This is a genomic window from Streptococcus sp. Marseille-Q7156 (assembly GCF_965119495.1).
In genome coordinates, this window is the sequence record NZ_CBCPLU010000001.1 from 403502 (window position 1) to 422081 (window position 18580).

Consider the following 18580-nt stretch of genomic DNA (forward strand, 5'->3'; position numbering starts at 1 on the left):
GCTTCTCTCTTGTGTTATACTAGATAGGTTGCAAAGAAAACAGTACTTTTCTTTTGTGGAAAAGAAGCAACACGATTTTATATCCAGTATATGAAAATACGTCATAAAAAGAAAAGTATAAACTAAGCCCTATAGGGTGGCTTCGCACCACCTTTAGAAAGAAGAATAACGTGAAATTTAATGAATTAAACTTGTCTGCTGATTTGCTAGCAGAGATTGAAAAAGCTGGTTTTGTAGAAGCTAGTCCGATCCAAGAACAAACTATTCCCTTGGCTCTCGAAGGCAAGGATGTTATCGGTCAAGCTCAGACTGGTACAGGAAAAACTGCAGCCTTTGGCTTGCCTACCCTTGAAAAAATCCGTACAGAAGAGGCGACCATCCAAGCCTTGGTTATCGCTCCAACTCGTGAACTCGCTGTCCAAAGTCAAGAAGAACTCTTCCGCTTTGGTCGTAGTAAGGGAGTCAAAGTCCGTTCAGTATATGGCGGATCAAGCATTGAAAAGCAAATTAAGGCTCTTAAATCTGGTGCCCATATCGTGGTGGGAACTCCAGGTCGCCTCTTGGACTTGATTAAACGCAAGGCCTTGAAATTACAAGATATTGAAACTCTTATCCTTGACGAAGCGGATGAAATGCTCAACATGGGCTTCCTTGAAGATATCGAAGCTATCATTTCTCGTGTCCCTGAAAACCGTCAAACCTTGCTTTTCTCAGCAACTATGCCAGATGCCATCAAACGTATCGGTGTTCAGTTTATGAAAGAACCTGAGCATGTGAAGATTGCTGCTAAGGAATTGACAACAGAATTGGTTGACCAATACTATATCCGAGTTAAAGAACAAGAAAAATTTGACACCATGACTCGTCTCATGGATGTGGAACAGCCTGAGCTTGCTATCGTATTTGGTCGTACAAAACGCCGTGTAGATGAATTGACTCGTGGTTTGAAAATCCGTGGCTTCCGTGCAGAAGGAATTCATGGCGACCTAGACCAAAACAAACGTCTTCGTGTCCTTCGTGACTTTAAAAATGGCAATCTTGATGTTTTGGTTGCGACAGACGTGGCAGCGCGTGGTTTGGATATTTCAGGTGTGACCCATGTCTATAACTACGATATTCCACAAGATCCTGAAAGTTATGTTCACCGTATCGGTCGTACAGGTCGTGCCGGTAAGTCAGGTCAATCGATTACTTTTGTTGCTCCAAACGAAATGGGTTACCTCCAAATCATTGAAAACTTGACCAAGAAACGCATGAAAGGTCTCAAGCCTGCAAGTGCAGAAGAAGCCTTCCAAGCTAAAAAACACGTAGCTCTCAAGAAAATTGAACGTGATTTTGCAGATGAGACTATCCGTGCCAACTTTGAGAAATTTGGTAAGGATGCTCGTAAGCTAGCTGCCGAATTTACTCCAGAAGAATTGGCAATGTATATCTTGAGTCTGACTGTTCAAGACCCAGATAGTCTTCCTGAAGTGGAGATTGCACGTGAAAAACCACTGCCATTTAAACCATCAGGTAATGGCTTCGGTGGTAAAGCTAAGGGAGGTCGTGGAGGCCGTCGTGGGGACGACCGTCGAGACCGTGATCGCCGTGGTGATTTCAAAAAAGGAAGTCGTGGCAATGATCGTTTTGATAAGGAAAAACGTTATCGTAAGGATAATAAAAAACCACGCAATACTTCAAGCGAAAAGCAAACAGGCTTTGTTATTCGTAACAAGGGCGATAAATAAGAAAAAGCGGTTCAAAATGAATCGCTTTTTTATATAAGGAGACCGAATGGAAAAAGAAAGATAAATAAAATAGATATATTATCTTCTTGTAATATTATAATACACAAAAATAGGGAGCTTGTCAATAGAAAAGAAGCAATTTAATTAAAAATATTCTTGTTTTTTTAAATTGCAATTAAATAAGCAATTTTCAGATAATAATTGAAAATTCAAGCTGTTTATGTTATAATGATAGCGATTAAATTCGAGGTGAAAAATGGCACATTTATTAGAAAAAACTAGAAAAATTACTTCTATCCTGAAGCGCTCAGAGGAGCAGTTGCAGGAAGAACTTCCCTACAATGCGATTACCCGTCAATTGGCAGATATTATTGATTGTAACGCCTGTATCGTCAATAGCAAGGGACGTCTCCTTGGTTATTTCATGCGTTACAAAACCAATACAGATCGTGTAGAGCAGTTCTTCCAAACTAAGATTTTCCCAGATGACTACATTCAAGGTGCGAATATGATCTACGATACAGAAGCCAATCTGACAGTTGATCATGATTTGAGTATTTTCCCTGTGGAAAGTCGTGCCGACTTTCCAGATGGTTTGACGACTATTGCACCGATTCATGTATCAGGGATTCGCCTTGGCTCTTTGATTATTTGGCGCAATGATAAAAAATTCGAAGACGAGGACTTGATTCTTGTTGAGATTGCGAGTACCGTTGTTGGGATTCAACTCCTTAATTTCCAACGTGAAGAAGATGAGAAAAATATTCGCCGTCGTACTGCTGTTACCATGGCGGTTAATACCCTTTCTTACTCCGAACTCCGTGCTGTTTCAGCAATTTTAGGGGAATTAAATGGAAATGAAGGGCAGTTGACTGCGTCTGTGATTGCAGACCGTATCGGAATCACCCGTTCTGTGATTGTCAATGCCCTTCGTAAACTTGAGTCTGCAGGGATTATTGAAAGTCGCTCACTTGGAATGAAGGGAACCTATCTTAAGGTCTTGATTTCAGATATTTTTGAAGAAGTGAAGAAAAGAGATTACTAATGACTAAGGCTTTGATTTCGATTGATTATACAGAAGATTTTGTTGCTGATAGTGGGAAGCTGACAGCTGGTGCTCCAGCTCAGGCGATTTCGGATGCCATCAGCAAGGTGACTCGGTTAGCTTTTGAACGCGGAGATTACATCTTTTTTACAATAGATGCTCACGAAGAAAACGATTGTTTCCATCCAGAAAGCAAGCTATTTCCTCCTCACAATTTGATTGGGACTAGTGGACGCAATTTATATGGAGATTTGGGGAACTTTTATCAAGAGCATGGTTCAGACAGTCGTGTCTTTTGGATGGATAAACGCCATTACTCAGCTTTTTCAGGGACTGATCTGGATATCCGCTTGAGAGAGCGTCGAATTTCTACAGTTATCTTAACAGGAGTCTTGACGGATATTTGTGTCCTGCATACAGCTATAGATGCCTATAATCTAGGATATGATATCGAGATTGTTAAACCAGCTGTTGCTTCCATCTGGCCTGAAAATCACCAATTTGCCCTAGGTCATTTCAAAAATACACTTGGATCTAAGTTGGTAGATGAAAATCTAAATGAAATTTCAGAGTAATTTGGTTGATGAAATGAAAAAATTTGAAAAAAAGTGTTGACAAGCATCCCAAAAGTTGATATACTAGTAAAGTAATCGACGCGGGGATGGCGGAATTGGCAGACGCGCAGGACTAAGGATCCTGTGACCGCTTTAGGTCGTGAGGGTTCAAGTCCCTCTCTCCGCATAGGATAAGAGTTAGCTGAGGCTAGCTCTTTTGTTTTTTATTGGGCTTATAATATCTATGGTGGGCGTCCATCGCTTTCAGATAAATTTCTCCTAATTCTCTCTACTTTTTCCGAATAAATAGATAGAGCCATAGAATCTAGTGAACCTAGATTTAAAACTATGGTATAATGAAAGGAGAAGAAATATGACTTTACGTCATCCGGGCATTAGCCCGACCAATGATTTGGTTGCTAAGAAAATCTTTAGCAATCCAGAAATCACTTGTCAATTTATTCGCGATATGCTGGATTTACCAGCAAAAACTGTGACCATTTTGGAGGGAAGTAACATTCATGTCTTGCCCACTACACCGTACTCGGCGCAGGATTTCTATACCAGTATAGATGTTTTGGCAGAGTTGGATAATGGCACTCAGGTAATTATTGAGATTCAGGTGCATCATCAGAATTTTTTCATCAATCGCCTGTGGGCTTACCTATGCAGTCAGGTCAATCAAAACCTAGAAAAAATTCGTCAACGAGAAGGTGATACACACCAGAGTTACAAACACATCGCACCAGTTTACGCAATCGCTATTGTGGATAGCAATTATTTCTCAGATGACCTAGCTTTTCATAGCTTTAGCATGCAAGAGGATACGACAGGTGAGGTCTTAACTATCACAAACAATGGACAGGAACACCATATAGTCAAGATGGCATTCTTGGAATTAAAAAAATATAGAGAAACCAGCAAAGACAAGGTTCGCAAGCCATGGTTGGAGTTTTTCGGGAATAAACCCTTTACCCAGGAACCCGAGCGAGCCATCAGCCAAGCAGACCAACTGCTAGACTACAAGAGCTGGTCTGAGGAGGACAGGAAGATGTTTAGTCAACTACGTATGCGAGAAGAACAAGCCTTGTTAGCACAGGACTATGCCTTGGAACAAGCTGAAGAAAGAGGATTGGAACGTGGTATTGAACAGGGACTGGAGCGTGGGAAAGTTGAAGGAAGTTTCACTATGTTAGTAAATCTAGTCCGTCAAGGTCTCCTGACTTCTGAAGTTGCCAGCCATCAATTGGGTATGACTGTCGCTGAGTTTGAGGCCTTGTTGTAAAGTCATAACCAATAATGGTCAAAATAACGTTCTTGGAACTAAAAAATACAGAGAAACCAGCAAGGATAGCGTTCTCAAGCCGTGGTTGGAGTTTTTCGGGAATAAACCCTTTACCCAGTAATAAGCTTTCATCAATCCGCTGTCTATAAAAAGTAAGGATAGGCAGTCTACCATTTAAAATAAAATAATGACAGATTTTTCCGAAGCAAAAGGTAAGATCTGTTTTTTATTTATATTAAATTTTATAGTTTAGATATTCGAGATATAAGTATAATAACACTTGCATATATATATATATATATAATTCTTGAAAAATACCCATAAACACGATTGTTGTCGTATTTTTGTTTTGAATAAACTTTATGTAAATGCTTGATTTCGAATTGTAAAAGTGTTAATATATTATTGAGAAGTTATGTTTCAAAGCTATTTAGCTAATCAGTTGAAACAATGAAAGGATATGCTTATGTTTGGTAAAAAGCGTGACGATAATGGTGAAAAACTTTACCGTTATTCTATAAGAAAGTACCATTTTGGTGCTGCGAGTGTGGCGATTGCAGCGCTCATCTTTTTTGCGAATGGAGTAGCTAAAGCGGATATGCCCGTCTCTCCTGCAACAGCCAATACTGAAAAAGTGGGGGTTGCTGTTACTGGTTTGACCGAGGGAGTTCCACCTACAGAGGGACATTCAGAAAAATCACAGGAAGTAGGGTCTGAGAAAGAGGCAATTGCTAAGAAATCGGTGGACAAGTCTGCTCTTAATCAGGCTCTTAGTGACCTTCAAGCAGAGATTGCTAAGATAGATAATGGGAAGTTGTCAAGTCTAGCTAGTCAGATTTCTCAATTAACTGACGAAAGCAAACGTTTGCTTGGAGATGAAAATACATCTGAAGAAGCAGTTGCAACCTTAGTGGGTCGAGTTCAAGCTATGACAGAGCAGGTACGTCAGCTCCAGTCTAAAGAGAATGGAAAAGAAGTAGAAGATAATAGCTTGAATTCTAAGCAGGATTCTATATCTGATAAAGATAATGAGAAAAATACTCCGGCTGTCAAAGATAAAATAGTAGAAGATAAAAGAACTGCTGTTTTGAATAAAAAGAGCACGGAATTATCTGCAGGTACCGAAAGTAAAACGATTACTGTATCTGAGGAATCGTATATAGTAAAAGAAGGGAAAGTTAAGAAAGAATTACCGACCTATACTAATGAAGGTGATGGAGTTTACAAATTAAAAGATGAGTTAGAATTTATTTATAAAACTCTTGAAAAAGCTGGGGCAGATCAATCTAAGATTCAAGCAACAAAAGAAGCTTATGATAAATTTAATGAGGTATTTAGCCGAGGAGAAACTATTAGTCAAGAGGACTTTGAAGCTGCTGTTCTCAATCTTAAGAAATCTCGTGAGATTATCGAAAGTGTACTTAAGGATAAATCTAGTCAAGCTTCCGTAGATGAAATGATAAATTCTCAACCGCGTAGTAGCGATGAAGAATTACCTAGTAGAAATAGAGGACGGACTAGAACAGCGCGTTCGACTCGTGAAGGATCGAATACTTATGAAAATAGTAGAGAATACTATTTCGAAGATGGTAAAAAAGGAGTTTCACCATATGATAGATATACTTATGTGTTTTATAGTAGTAGACAATCAGGGGTAATCAGTGATGGTGTTGAAAAACCTGTAGAAAAAGGTAGAGATTTTATTTATGCCGACGTTACTCCTACTAGAGATGGATTTAGATGGGACATTTATATTAACAGGGCTAAATATGACTTGAGTGATACAGTAGGTTGGTTCACTGTTCCAAAGGGAGCGAATGTTGATCCGACAACGGTGAATATATCTTGGTCTAATAGCGAGGGGAATCATGCTATTTCGCCGAATGATGGGAAAATAGAATCAGCACTTAAACAAGCGGGACTTAGATATGTAACAAAAGGAACTACAAAAGCATCAGGAATAAATAAAGCAGGGAATAATACACCTAGTAAGAAGTATTATTCTCAGGATTTAAAAAAATTGGCTACCGAAGGTGGACCAAATGGGAATAATCCATATAAATTTAAACTTCTTGACAATAATGCAGAAGGTAAAAGATTACAAGGTGAAAAGGTTAATGTGATTTATAATAATAATGGCGATATGTATTATTTTGAGCAAGATTCGAATAGAACATCTTATCATCTGTCATTTGAAACTAAGGGAGAAACAGATCTTAGAAAATTAGTCTATGCAGTAGGGATGAAAGGTGATAGAAGGGATGAACCAGATAATCCAACAGTAACCGTTCGTTTTATTGCGAATCAATGGTCGGCTAAAACTAAATATGAAAATACTTATGCGGATCAATACACACCTACTATTACTTATCCTGCCTATATCGTAAAACAAGGGGAGTATAATAATCAATTAAGGGCATATAATGAGAATTGGGATAGGCATCCTGAACGAACGGATAAACTCTTAACTTACGGATATGATACTGCGCATAGAAGTGACTTCGATGCGAACAACTATTATTATTTTAAATCTGAAGGTGGTAAAACTTCAGAAAATATTCTTGCTGAGGCTAATGGTAAAGGTTTCAATAAAAATCATAGAATGTACCGATCTGATGGAACAGAAATTACAAAACGTGAGATGGGAACAAGAGGTGCGGATAGACCTGGGGATTTTGAATATACATGGAAGTGGACTTTTGATGATGGGTCTGTAGCAACAAAAAAAGTAAGATTTATTGTAACGCCTACTAAACCGACTTTAGCAAGTGATTTAAGTCAAGCTGCTGGAAAGAAAAATGTAACGATTAAAGCAACTGGTGGTACGCAAGGTGTGACGATGGAACTTTATCGAAAGGTGGGAGATACTCTTACCAAAGTAGCGTCTGGGGTGGCAGATTCAAAAGGTGAAGTTGATTTTGTTGTCAAAGATGAACATAATGCTCCAAAAGTTTTAGAAGAAGGAGATTATGTTGTTAAAACAGTTGTAGATATAAATAAAGCATACAGAGACTATGCAGGAAAATTACATACTCGTATAGAGTCTGAAGTTTCTAATGTTAGAACTGCAACAGACGGTGTTCCCCCTACAGTGAAATTAATTAACAGAACGGATGGAAATAAAGAGGCAGAATTATCAGATAATGAAAATAACCTTCCTATGGTGACCGTATATCGTGGTGCAGTTTTAGAATTACCATTGAAATACTATGACAATGCAACAACAGGTAAGGTAAACATCAGTTATGTAAATAATAATGGTATTCCTCGTGGAGTATGGTTCAATAAAGATATTAATGCAAATCAAAATGTAAACATTTCAGAAACTGGTAAGACTGAAAAAGCACAAGGCGAATATACAGTTCGCGGTAGAGTAGCAGCTAATGCAGATCTTGGAACAAGGATTGTAACATTAAAAGTATCCGATGATTCAAATGGAAATGTAGAGAATGGAAACAAAAAACTTGTTAAGTTTAAAGTTCGTGTAGTTGATTTAGAATTTGAAAATAGAGGTACAGAAGTTAATGCTACTACTCGTGCGGATGTCTTAGGTTTGGGTGAAAATAGTGTAGATCCGAATAATTATTTAAGAACAACAGATGGAGAAAATGTTCATAATGATAGTTATTTCCCTAGTGACATGAAATTCCGTTATTTAAACGGTAAAAATCTTAGTGAAACAGTTTCTTTTGATAAGATTGGTAAACACTCTGTTAAGGCTAGAGCGTATTTCCCTGATGATCCTAGGGCTAAAGAATTACCAACGAACCCAAATGATCTAACAGGTGATATTAGCCCAGTAGCAAGAAGAGGTTACTTGGAAAGGACGATTGAATTTAACGTTCGTCCAAATGCTCCAACATTAACGGATGCACAATTCTATGGTACAGCAGGGAGAAGACCAGATGTAACTGTAAGTGGTCTTCCTACTGATTCACAACTTCAAAATGGAGCAAGTGTAACGGTTGAACTTTATCAAGGTGACAGAAAAGTAGCTAGTAAGATTGTTTCAGAGAGAAATGGTTCAACAACGTTTTCTGCTAGAGATTTTTCTGCAGATTTGACAGAAGAGCAACCAGTTCATGCAGTTGTAAAAGTAGTAGGAAATTCAAATTCTTATACAGTAAATTCGAATAATAGTAATAGAGCTACGGTAACTGGAAGAGTTGCGCTTAATAATCTAGCTGAAGGTAAAAAAATCGTACAAGTACAAGATTTGAATAGAAACGGTGTACTATCAGAAGCTGAAAAAAATGCGATTAAACATGCAATCTTGGAAGCAAATAAAAATGGTGTACTACAAGGTAAGAGTGTTAATGATATTAATATTTCAGCAACAGGTTTAATCACAGCGGTTGTAAGAGATAACAAAGTGGCAGAACTGCAAATTGATCCTAAGACAGGTGTGGTTACAAGATTTGCACATATTCGTGATGATTATGATATTTCATTCCCTAGTGGTACTAATGGTAAAATACGTCCAACAGATCCTGGATTTGAATGGAGTGCAGATGGTAAGAGTTTAATTTATAAATTTGATGCAACAGCAGGTGATAGGAATGCTATCATTAACACAAACGACATTTTGAAAAAACTTACAGCAACTCCAAAAACTAATAAAGCTACTGGACAACCTTCATTAGCAGTAGTACATGGTACTGATAAAGCTAATGGAGAAGGCAACAGAGATAATTATCGCCGTGATGGAAGAACAGAGTATTTCTATCACAACAATAGTAGCGTTAATATGCTAGATATAGTTGATCCATCGAATTATGGAGGAAATGTACAAGTTGATAATACAGCTAATAAACTTGTGGCAGTTAACAGAAAAGATATCAATAATGGAAATATTGTAGGAACTACTTTAGGTAGTGATACAATTTCTGCTGCAAATGGTGCACAGGCTATCACTTTCAATAATGTTGTTAAAAAGGCAAATGGTACGTCACTAATTGTAAAACAACAATTATATCTAATGCCGAAATATACAAATGATCAGTTATTACAAGATCGTGGCAATACAAAAGAAAATAATACCAACGTTATCAATGTGTACTTTGTACCTGTTGATCCAACTAAGCCAGATGTAACTCGTTCGACTACGAATAATTTATCAACTACAAGTGATCAAGCAAATCGTTTAGCTGAAAATACATCATTCAAGAACCTAGCCAAAGTAACAGATAACTACGACAAAGATGATGTGACAAATGATACTAGTAATACTGTTCGTAGCAAGTTGAATATTTGGGTTAAAAATGGCAGCACTAAAAAACTTATTGTAGAAAATGGTGTAGAAAAAGCAGATGTTATTGCAAGCTTGAAAAACGAAGTGAATCCAATGACTTATGAAGTTGTTGCAAAAACAACAGATGCTTCTGGTAATAAGAGTCACGGAGATAATAGCGATGGTCAAAGTCTTGGTTTCTTTAGAGTTGGATATAACCTAGTTGCACGTCAGACAATTAATGTTGTACATGGGGAAAGTATTTCTGCAGGTGACTTGAAGACATTTATTCAAGTTCGAGAGGGTAATACGCTTCAAGATTTACCACAAGGTGCAACTGTCACAGCTGCTCTCGAAACTAACAGTATAAGAAATGGAAAAGAAGAGACAAAAACGGTAGAAGCGACTGTTAATTTCGGAGAAAATAGAACTCAAAAAGTTACTTTAACTTATAAAGTTTTAAATACATTCCCAATTGCTCGTAAACTTTATGATTTTAAAAATCCAGATACAGCACGTAGTGGAGGTTCATCTGTATACTATCATAATGGAGGAACTATTCCTGATGGAATGACTTGGATTTATAAAGCAAGTGATAATGTGGCTCAACCTGGAGATAAATTTACAGAAGCTCTTGCAAAAGATCCGGTAGGAACTACGAATTATAAATTTGGTGGTAAGTATGACTATAGTAGAAATACAAATCGTCCAACCACAACAGGTAATCTAGAATATACAGAGCGAGTTGTTCATAAAGTGTTTGATATTACTGATAGTAATGGAGTTACAGTAGATAAAGGAGCGGCTCTAACTGTTAATCAAGCTGAGGCTGCAGTCAAAAAAGTTGATGGCTCAGATCCGTTGCCAGAAGGAACAACTTACGAATGGGTAGGTAGCACAGATACAAATACACCGGGAGTAAGAACTTATAAAGTAAAAGCAATATTACCAGTATCTCAATCAGGCAATGATGCACAACCAGGAGCAACGCAAGTAAGACCATCTAAGACGATTAATGTAACAGTTAAGGTGAGACCAACTGCTCCAAGAATCGAAGCGCAAACTAATGGGGATGTTATAATAACTCCTGTAAAAGAGGCTCAAGTTAATAAATTTGAATTCAAATATACGAATGCAAATAAAGATAATCCTACGAATCAAACGGTAACAGCTACAAAAGTAAATGATAGATGGACGCTAAGCGGACAACCAACAGATGGTGTAGAAATTGATCATGCTTTAGGTACTGTTACAATTAAAGATCGTGAAATTAAAGATAATGCAGAAATAACAGCAAAAGCTGTAACAACGGATAGCGTAGAAAGTAATTTAAATACTAAAACAACGCTTGCAGGAGAGAGAGTACTACCTAAATTTACATTTGATGAAACTAATACAACGGTGGATGAGAATGGAGAGCGTATAGTTTATGTAACTCCAACAGAAAGCAACAATTTCAAATTAGGAACATTCACTGACGAGTCTGGAAAGTTGATTGAAGCAAGACTTTCAGAAAAAAATAATAAAGGAAACGAATTAGCTTATGGATTGACATATTCAGAGAAGTTTACTAGAACACCTAATACAGAAAAAGCTTCACCAAGAGATGTTATGATTACAGGTGTTCTTGACAAAACAAATAATGGAGCTAATTGGACTAATGGATTCCCAATAGTAACAAGATATGCTGTAGCAACGGATGCTTCAGGTAATGAGTTAAGAAATCAAAGTGATACATCATCGAATCCAACACGTGTAGTATTTAAGGTTCTTACTCAAGCAACAAAATATGTGCCAACAGTGGAAAAACAATTGATTAGTAAAGATATTACTGCTTCAGGGGCAAGCTTGTCAGAAGAAGATATAGCTTCACTAAAAAATAAACTCAAATTTACAGCTGAAAAGGGCACAGTGAAGATAGATAAAAATACACCTGAATTACAATTAACAGTAACGAATCGTAGTGTACAAAAAGATACGGCAGGATACTATGTGACAGCTACTGTAGCTTATCCAGATGGTTCAAGTGAAGAAGTAAGAGTACCATTAACAACAACTAAAGCAAATCTTTCACATCCAGAAATTGGTGAAGTTTCTATTAAAATGCCAAAAAATGAATCTGAAAGAGATAAAGTACCCGCAGAACAACGTGGAGAAGTTATTAATCATATTAGCTATCCTACAGGAGAGCCTGTACCAAATAATAAAGCAATATTGAATGAAGGTAGTATTACAACTGAGAAAGGGAAAAAAGTTGTCACAGTTCAGTTAACTTATGATGATACTTCAACAAAAGAAGTGAAAGTTCCGTTGCTAGAAGTAAATCCGATGACGATTAGCAATAGCCCACGCGAGGGAGAAAATAGTGTACCAATCATAACAAATAATAAAGTTGAGGTTGGAGATAAGATATATGTAAACCATAATAATCGCGAAGTAGTATTCACAAAAACAGCTACAGGATTTAATGCTAGTGATGCAAAATATAGGCTGACAGGAAATGGAGAAGATTTAGAATTTGCATTAGCAAACGATGATAAATTCCATGTAGGAGAGGTTGTTAAAACTTATATAGAGAGTCATAAGAATAATGTTGTTAGTTCTGTAGCAACTGAAACTGTAGTAGGGTTTAATACTGTTAAGAAAACTCCGGTTGCTGATCTGGAATATTTAAGTTCTGAAGAAATACTAAAGGTAAAAGATGCAATTAGAGAAGCACATCCATTGATAGATTTAACAAAATTAGAAGTCAGCAATGATGGAGTTGTTAAATATAATTATATAAATGGAGATGGACAACCAAATGTATTAACGCTATGGAAACCGATTGTACAAAAACCTGCTAAACCTATCATTCAAACTAATTTAAAAGGTAAAGCCAATTTAAATACACCAGTTGATGTAGAAGTAACGGTAGATCCAAGTAAAGGGACTGATCTAACAGCAATCTTATATGATAAGAATAATCATGAAATTGGTAGCGGAAAAGTAAATTCGGAAGGAAAAGCAACAATTCATGTATCAACTCCAATTCCAGTAGGAACAGTTACAGCAAAAGTAAAATCTAATGAAACTACAGAAATAGATAACTACTCAGATAGCAGTGATGCAAAAGAAGTAACACTAGAAGAAAGTAAAGTACCAATATTCACTGTCGGTAAACAAAATCCTGAGACTGGATCAGTTGAGATAACAGTTGTTGGGGAAGGTAATTATAATTATCCAAACGGAACAAAAGTGACATTACCAGGAGTTGATGGTGAAAAAGTTATTAATAATGGAAAAGTAATTCTAACTAATAATGATTTACCAGCACAAAAAACAACAAATAAAGGAACAGTTACAGAAGAAAACAAACTACCAAAAGACGGAAATGCCGTAGAAGTTCCAGCGCAGTTGAAAGATGGAGACACAGCAACGATTAAGTTCGAGCAAGATCCAACAACCGGTGAAGTGACGGTAACCGTAAGTAAAGCGAATGGCGGCACTTACGCAACAGGAACGACAGTTAAAGTACCAGGAATTGACAACGACACCTTCACAGTAGGAGAAAATGGAACGTTCAAGATTCCAAATACGAAGTTACCAGACACAGCAACGGCAGGAAGTGTCAGCATCAATGAACCAGGACACAAACCAGCGAGCGTATCCGGACAAACAACGCCAGCGCAGTTGAAAGATGGAGACACAGCAACGATTAAGTTCGAGCAAGATCCAACAACCGGTGAAGTGACGGTAACCGTAAGTAAAGCGAATGGCGGCACTTACGCAACAGGAACGACAGTTAAAGTACCAGGAATTGACAACGACACCTTCACAGTAGGAGAAAATGGAACGTTCAAGATTCCAAATACGAAGTTACCAGACACAGCAACGGCAGGAAGTGTCAGCATCAATGAACCAGGACACAAACCAGCGAGCGTATCCGGACAAACAACGCCAGCGCAGTTGAAAGATGGAGACACAGCAACGATTAAGTTCGAGCAAGATCCAACAACCGGTGAAGTGACGGTAACCGTAAGTAAAGCGAATGGCGGCACTTACGCAACAGGAACGACAGTTAAAGTACCAGGAATTGACAACGACACCTTCACAGTAGGAGAAAATGGAACGTTCAAGATTCCAAATACGAAGTTACCAGACACAGCAACGGCAGGAAGTGTCAGCATCAATGAACCAGGACACAAACCAGCGAGCGTATCCGGACAAACAACGCCAGCGCAGTTGAAAGATGGAGACACAGCAACGATTAAGTTCGAGCAAGATCCAACAACCGGTGAAGTGACGGTAACCGTAAGTAAAGCGAATGGCGGCACTTACGCAACAGGAACGACAGTTAAAGTACCAGGAATTGACAACGACACCTTCACAGTAGGAGAAAATGGAACGTTCAAGATTCCAAATACGAAGTTACCAGACACAGCAACGGCAGGAAGTGTCAGCATCAATGAACCAGGACACAAACCAGCGAGCGTATCCGGACAAACAACGCCAGCGCAACTTACTAGCGCTAAAGGTGAACCTGCAAAAGAGTTTGAAGTTGAGATTCCACTACCACTCGTAGTTCCAGATCCAGAACATTTAACATCAAAAGAAATAGAAAAATTGGTAGAAAAAGTTAAAAAATCTAATCCAACTAGCGATGTTAAGGCGGATGATAAGGGCAATGTTACTGTAACGGATAAGACAACTGGCGATTCAGTACTCATCCCAGTGAAAGACTTAACAGTAAAAGACTTCACCCCAGTGACACCGACTGAGAAAGTACCAGTGAAGAAAGCTGGAGAATTGACTCAAGTCGAAAAAGACAAAGTCAAAGAAAAAGTTCAAGCTAAGAACCCAGGTAAGGAAGTCACAGTAGGAGCCGACGGAACCGCAACAGTGACAGATCCAACCACAGGAATCAGTCATACAATTCCAGGAACAGAGTTAGTGAACCAAGACTTCACCCCAGTGACACCGACTGAGAAAGTACCAGTGAAGAAAGCTGGAGAATTGACTCAAGCCGAAAAAGACAAAGTCAAAGAAAAAGTTCAAGCTAAGAACCCAGGTAAAGAAGTCACAGTAGGAGCCGACGGAACCGCAACAGTGACAGATCCAACCATAGGAATCAGTCATACAATTCCAGGAACAGAGTTAGTGAACCAAGACTTCACCCCAGTGACACCGACTGAGAAAGTACCAGTGAAGAAAGCTGGAGAATTGACTCAAGCCGAAAAAGACAAAGTCAAAGAAAAGTTCAAGCTAAGAACCTAGGTAAGGAAGTCACAGTAGGAGCCGACGGAACCGCAACGTTGAAAGATCCGAATACAGGAATTACACACACAATTCCAGGAACAGAGTTAGTAAACCAAGACTTCACCCCAGTGACCCCAACTGAGAAAGTATCAGTGAAGAAAGCTGGAGAATTGACTCAAGCCGAAAAAGACAAAGTCAAAGAAAAAGTTCAAGCTAAGAACCCAGGTAAAGAAGTCACAGTAGGAGCCGACGGAACAGCGACGGTGACAGATCCAACCACAGGAATCAGTCATACAATTCCAGGAACAGAGTTAGTGAACCAAGACTTCACCCCAGTGACACCGACTGAGAAAGTACCAGTGAAGAAAGCTGGAGAATTGACTCAAGCCGAAAAAGACAAAGTCAAAGAAAAAGTTCAAGCTAAGAACCCAGGTAAGGAAGTCACAGTAGGAGCCGACGGAACAGCAATGTTGAAAGATCCAAATACAGGAATTACACACACAATTCCAGGAAGCGATTTAGTGAACCAAGACTTCACCCCAGTGACCCCAACTGAGAAAGTACCAGTCAAAGATGTGAATAATCTAAGCAAAGACGAACAAGATAAAGTTAAAGAATCAGTGGAAAAAGCAAATCCAGGTAAAACAGTAGTTGTTGAACCAACAGGTAAAGTAATAATCACTGATCCTAAGACAAATATCAGTCATGAGCTTTCTGGTGAAGAAGTAACAACGATTCTTCCACCAGTACTAGAACTTCCAGAGTACACAGATCCAATCGGTACAACAGGAGTAGACGAAAATGGCAACTTAATTCTTCCACCAGTAGCTGAACATCCAACATTATTCATCACTAAATGGGTTGATGAAAATGGTAATGAGTTGAAACCTGCGGATGCTAAGGCTCCAACGGTATTAGGTGAAGCCAATGAAGCGTTTGAACATGGTGAAATTGAAGGTTATGTATTTGTAAGAACAGAAACTAAAGGTGATGTTGTAACTCACGTCTTCAGAAAAGTGAGTCCAGTTAGACCAACAGGTGACGGTCAACAAAGACCAGCTACACCATCTGACGATACAAATCCTAGACCGGATACTGCTACCCCTGCTGAGGTGCCAACTACTCAACCGGCTGAACAAGCAAGTCAAACAGTTGAAGTACCTGCTCAATTGCCGAATGAAGTGTCAGAAACTGATTCATCAGTTTCTCAACCGCAAGCAGTATTGCCAAATACTGGTACACAAGAAGACCGTGCGAACGGTGCATTAGGACTTCTATCTCTTCTTGGCGCATTTGGTTTGCTATTTGCCAAAAAGAAAAAAGACGATGAAGAGGAAGCTTAAATAGATGATCTCATCTGATCCTTAGTAGCTTTCCCTGCATAAAGTCTTTGTAAATAAAAAAGAACTAGAAAAATCACTCATTTGTGAGAATTCTAGTTCTTTTTGCGTATTTCATAAACATTTCATATTTGGGTTTTATAATAGTCTTACAAATATGGAGGTGACAAATGAATCCAATACAAAGAGCTTGGGCTTATGTCAGCAGAAAACGACTGAGAAGTTTTATTTTATTTCTGATTTTATTTGTCCTATTAGGCGGAATTTCAGCCTGTTTGATTCTGATGAAGTCCAACAAAACAGTGGAAAGCAATCTTTATAAATCACTCAATACGTCTTTTTCTATTAAAAAAATAGAAAACGGACAGACCTTCAAGTTGTCTGACCTAGCATTTGTGAGCAAGATTAAGGGACTGGAAAATGTCTCTCCTGAACTTGAGACGGTCGCAAAACTGAAAGACAAGGAAGTAGTGACTGGTGAGCAGAGCGTAGAACGTGATGATTTGTCAGCTGCAGACAAGAACTTGGTTAGCTTAACAGCTCTTGAGGATTCATCCAAGGATGTAACCTTTACTAGTTCGGCTTTCAATCTAAAAGAAGGCCGACACCTTGAAAAAGGGGATTCCAAGAAAATCCTCATCCACGAAGAGTTGGCTAAGAAGAACGGTCTTTCGCTTCATGACAAGATTGGCTTGGATGCTGGTCAGTCAGAAGCTGGAAAAGGGCAAACAGTAGAGTTTGAGATTATCGGAATTTTTTCTGGTAAAAAACAAGAGAAATTCACAGGCTTGTCTTCAGACTTCAGTGAAAACCAGGTCTTTACAGACTATGAAAGTAGCCAAAGCCTTTTGGGTAATAGTGAAGCTCAAGTCAGTGCAGTGCGCTTCTATGTAGAAAATCCTAAGGAAATGGACGGACTCATGAAGCAGGTGGAAATCTTGGCCTTGGAAAGTCAAGGTTACCAAGTTGAGAAGGAGAACAAGGCCTTTGAACAAATCAAAGACTCAGTGGCAACCTTCCAAACCTTCCTCACCATCTTCCTTTATGGGATGATGATAGCTGGAGCAGGCGCCTTGATTTTAGTCTTGTCTCTCTGGTTGAGGGAAAGGGTCTACGAAGTGGGGATTTTACTGGCACTTGGAAAAGGCAAGAGCTCGATCTTCCTACAGTTCTGTTTAGAGGTAGTTTTGGTATCTCTCGGTGCTTTGCTTCCAGCATTTGTTGCAGGAAATACTATCACATCTTACCTACTCCAAACTCTACTAGCAAGTGGAGATCAGGCAATCTTACAAGATACACTAGCCAAAGCAAGCAGTTTATCAACCAGCATCCTATCTTTTGCAGAATCCTATGTTTTTCTAGTTCTGCTTAGTTGCTTATCTGTAGCCCTTTGTTTCCTATTCTTATTTAGAAAATCGCCTAAGGAAATTTTATCATCTATTAGTTAAGAAGGAGAAATCATGACTTTATTACAATTACAAGATGTTACCTACCGTTATAAGAACACTGCTGAAGCAGTCCTATATCAGATCAATTATAATTTTGAACCTGGGAAATTTTACAGTATTATTGGTGAGTCAGGAGCAGGAAAATCCACACTCTTGTCCCTACTTGCTGGTCTAGATAGTCCTGTTGAAGGTTCTATCCTTTTTCAAGGAGAGGATATTCGTAAGAAGGGCTATTCTTACCATCGCATGCACCATATTTCCCTGGTCTTTCAAAATTATAACTTGATAGATTATCTTTCTCCACTGGAAAATATCCGCTTGGTCAACAAAAAGGCAAGCAAGGATACACTGCTTGAGCTTGGTTTAGATGAAAGTCAGATCAAGCGGAATGTTCTCCAGTTATCAGGTGGTCAACAACAACGTGTTGCTATTGCTCGTAGTTTGGTCTCAGAAGCTCCAGTTATTCTAGCGGATGAGCCAACTGGAAATCTGGACCCTAAAACTGCTGGAGATATTGTCGAACTGCTCAAATCACTTGCCCAGAAAACAGGTAAATGTGTCATCGTCGTAACTCACAGTAAAGAAGTAGCACAAGCATCAGATATTACACTTGAGTTGAAGGATAAGAAACTGACTGAAACTCGCAATACTACGAAATAATACGAGCTTATTTTGATAGAATTATAAAACAAAATCTAGAAAGGGAACCT

Annotated in this window: 8 protein-coding genes, 1 tRNA gene and 1 pseudogene; all 10 read left to right on the plus strand. The window is 38.6% G+C overall.

Annotated features, from left to right (window positions below):
- The first annotated feature begins 170 nt into the window (after positions 1-170).
- Complete coding sequence (locus tag ACWPV5_RS02130) at positions 171-1730, plus strand: DEAD/DEAH box helicase (RefSeq protein WP_261028503.1); 1560 nt, start codon at positions 171-173, stop codon at positions 1728-1730.
- Positions 1731-1986: 256 nt separating this feature from the next.
- Positions 1987-2775, plus strand: a complete 789-nt coding sequence (gene codY, locus ACWPV5_RS02135; RefSeq protein ID WP_000940738.1) for a GTP-sensing pleiotropic transcriptional regulator CodY — start codon at positions 1987-1989, stop codon at positions 2773-2775.
- Positions 2775-3350, plus strand: coding sequence for a cysteine hydrolase family protein (locus tag ACWPV5_RS02140; RefSeq protein WP_454382088.1), 576 nt, complete (start codon positions 2775-2777; stop codon positions 3348-3350). The genes codY and ACWPV5_RS02140 overlap by 1 nt, the downstream gene beginning before the upstream one ends.
- Before the next feature lie 80 nt (positions 3351-3430).
- A tRNA-Leu gene (locus tag ACWPV5_RS02145) sits at positions 3431-3516 on the plus strand.
- A gap of 186 nt (positions 3517-3702) precedes the next feature.
- Positions 3703-4614, plus strand: a complete 912-nt coding sequence (locus ACWPV5_RS02150) for an Rpn family recombination-promoting nuclease/putative transposase (RefSeq protein WP_454382089.1) — start codon at positions 3703-3705, stop codon at positions 4612-4614.
- 4 nt (positions 4615-4618) lie between these two features.
- Positions 4619-4732: pseudogene (locus ACWPV5_RS02155) on the plus strand (Rpn family recombination-promoting nuclease/putative transposase); the annotation flags it as partial.
- Positions 4733-5080: 348 nt separating this feature from the next.
- Positions 5081-15100, plus strand: a complete 10020-nt coding sequence (locus tag ACWPV5_RS02160) for a YSIRK-type signal peptide-containing protein (protein WP_454382090.1) — start codon at positions 5081-5083, stop codon at positions 15098-15100.
- Positions 15101-15138: 38 nt separating this feature from the next.
- Positions 15139-16425 (plus strand): LPXTG cell wall anchor domain-containing protein, encoded by a 1287-nt coding sequence (locus ACWPV5_RS02165; protein ID WP_454382091.1) that lies wholly within the window; start codon positions 15139-15141, stop codon positions 16423-16425.
- A 167-nt stretch (positions 16426-16592) separates the two neighbouring features.
- Complete coding sequence (locus ACWPV5_RS02170) at positions 16593-17870, plus strand: ABC transporter permease (protein WP_454382092.1); 1278 nt, start codon at positions 16593-16595, stop codon at positions 17868-17870.
- Positions 17871-17882: 12 nt separating this feature from the next.
- Positions 17883-18530, plus strand: a complete 648-nt coding sequence (vex2, locus tag ACWPV5_RS02175) for an ABC transporter ATP-binding subunit Vex2 (protein WP_000173751.1) — start codon at positions 17883-17885, stop codon at positions 18528-18530.
- Positions 18531-18580: the final 50 nt, after the last annotated feature.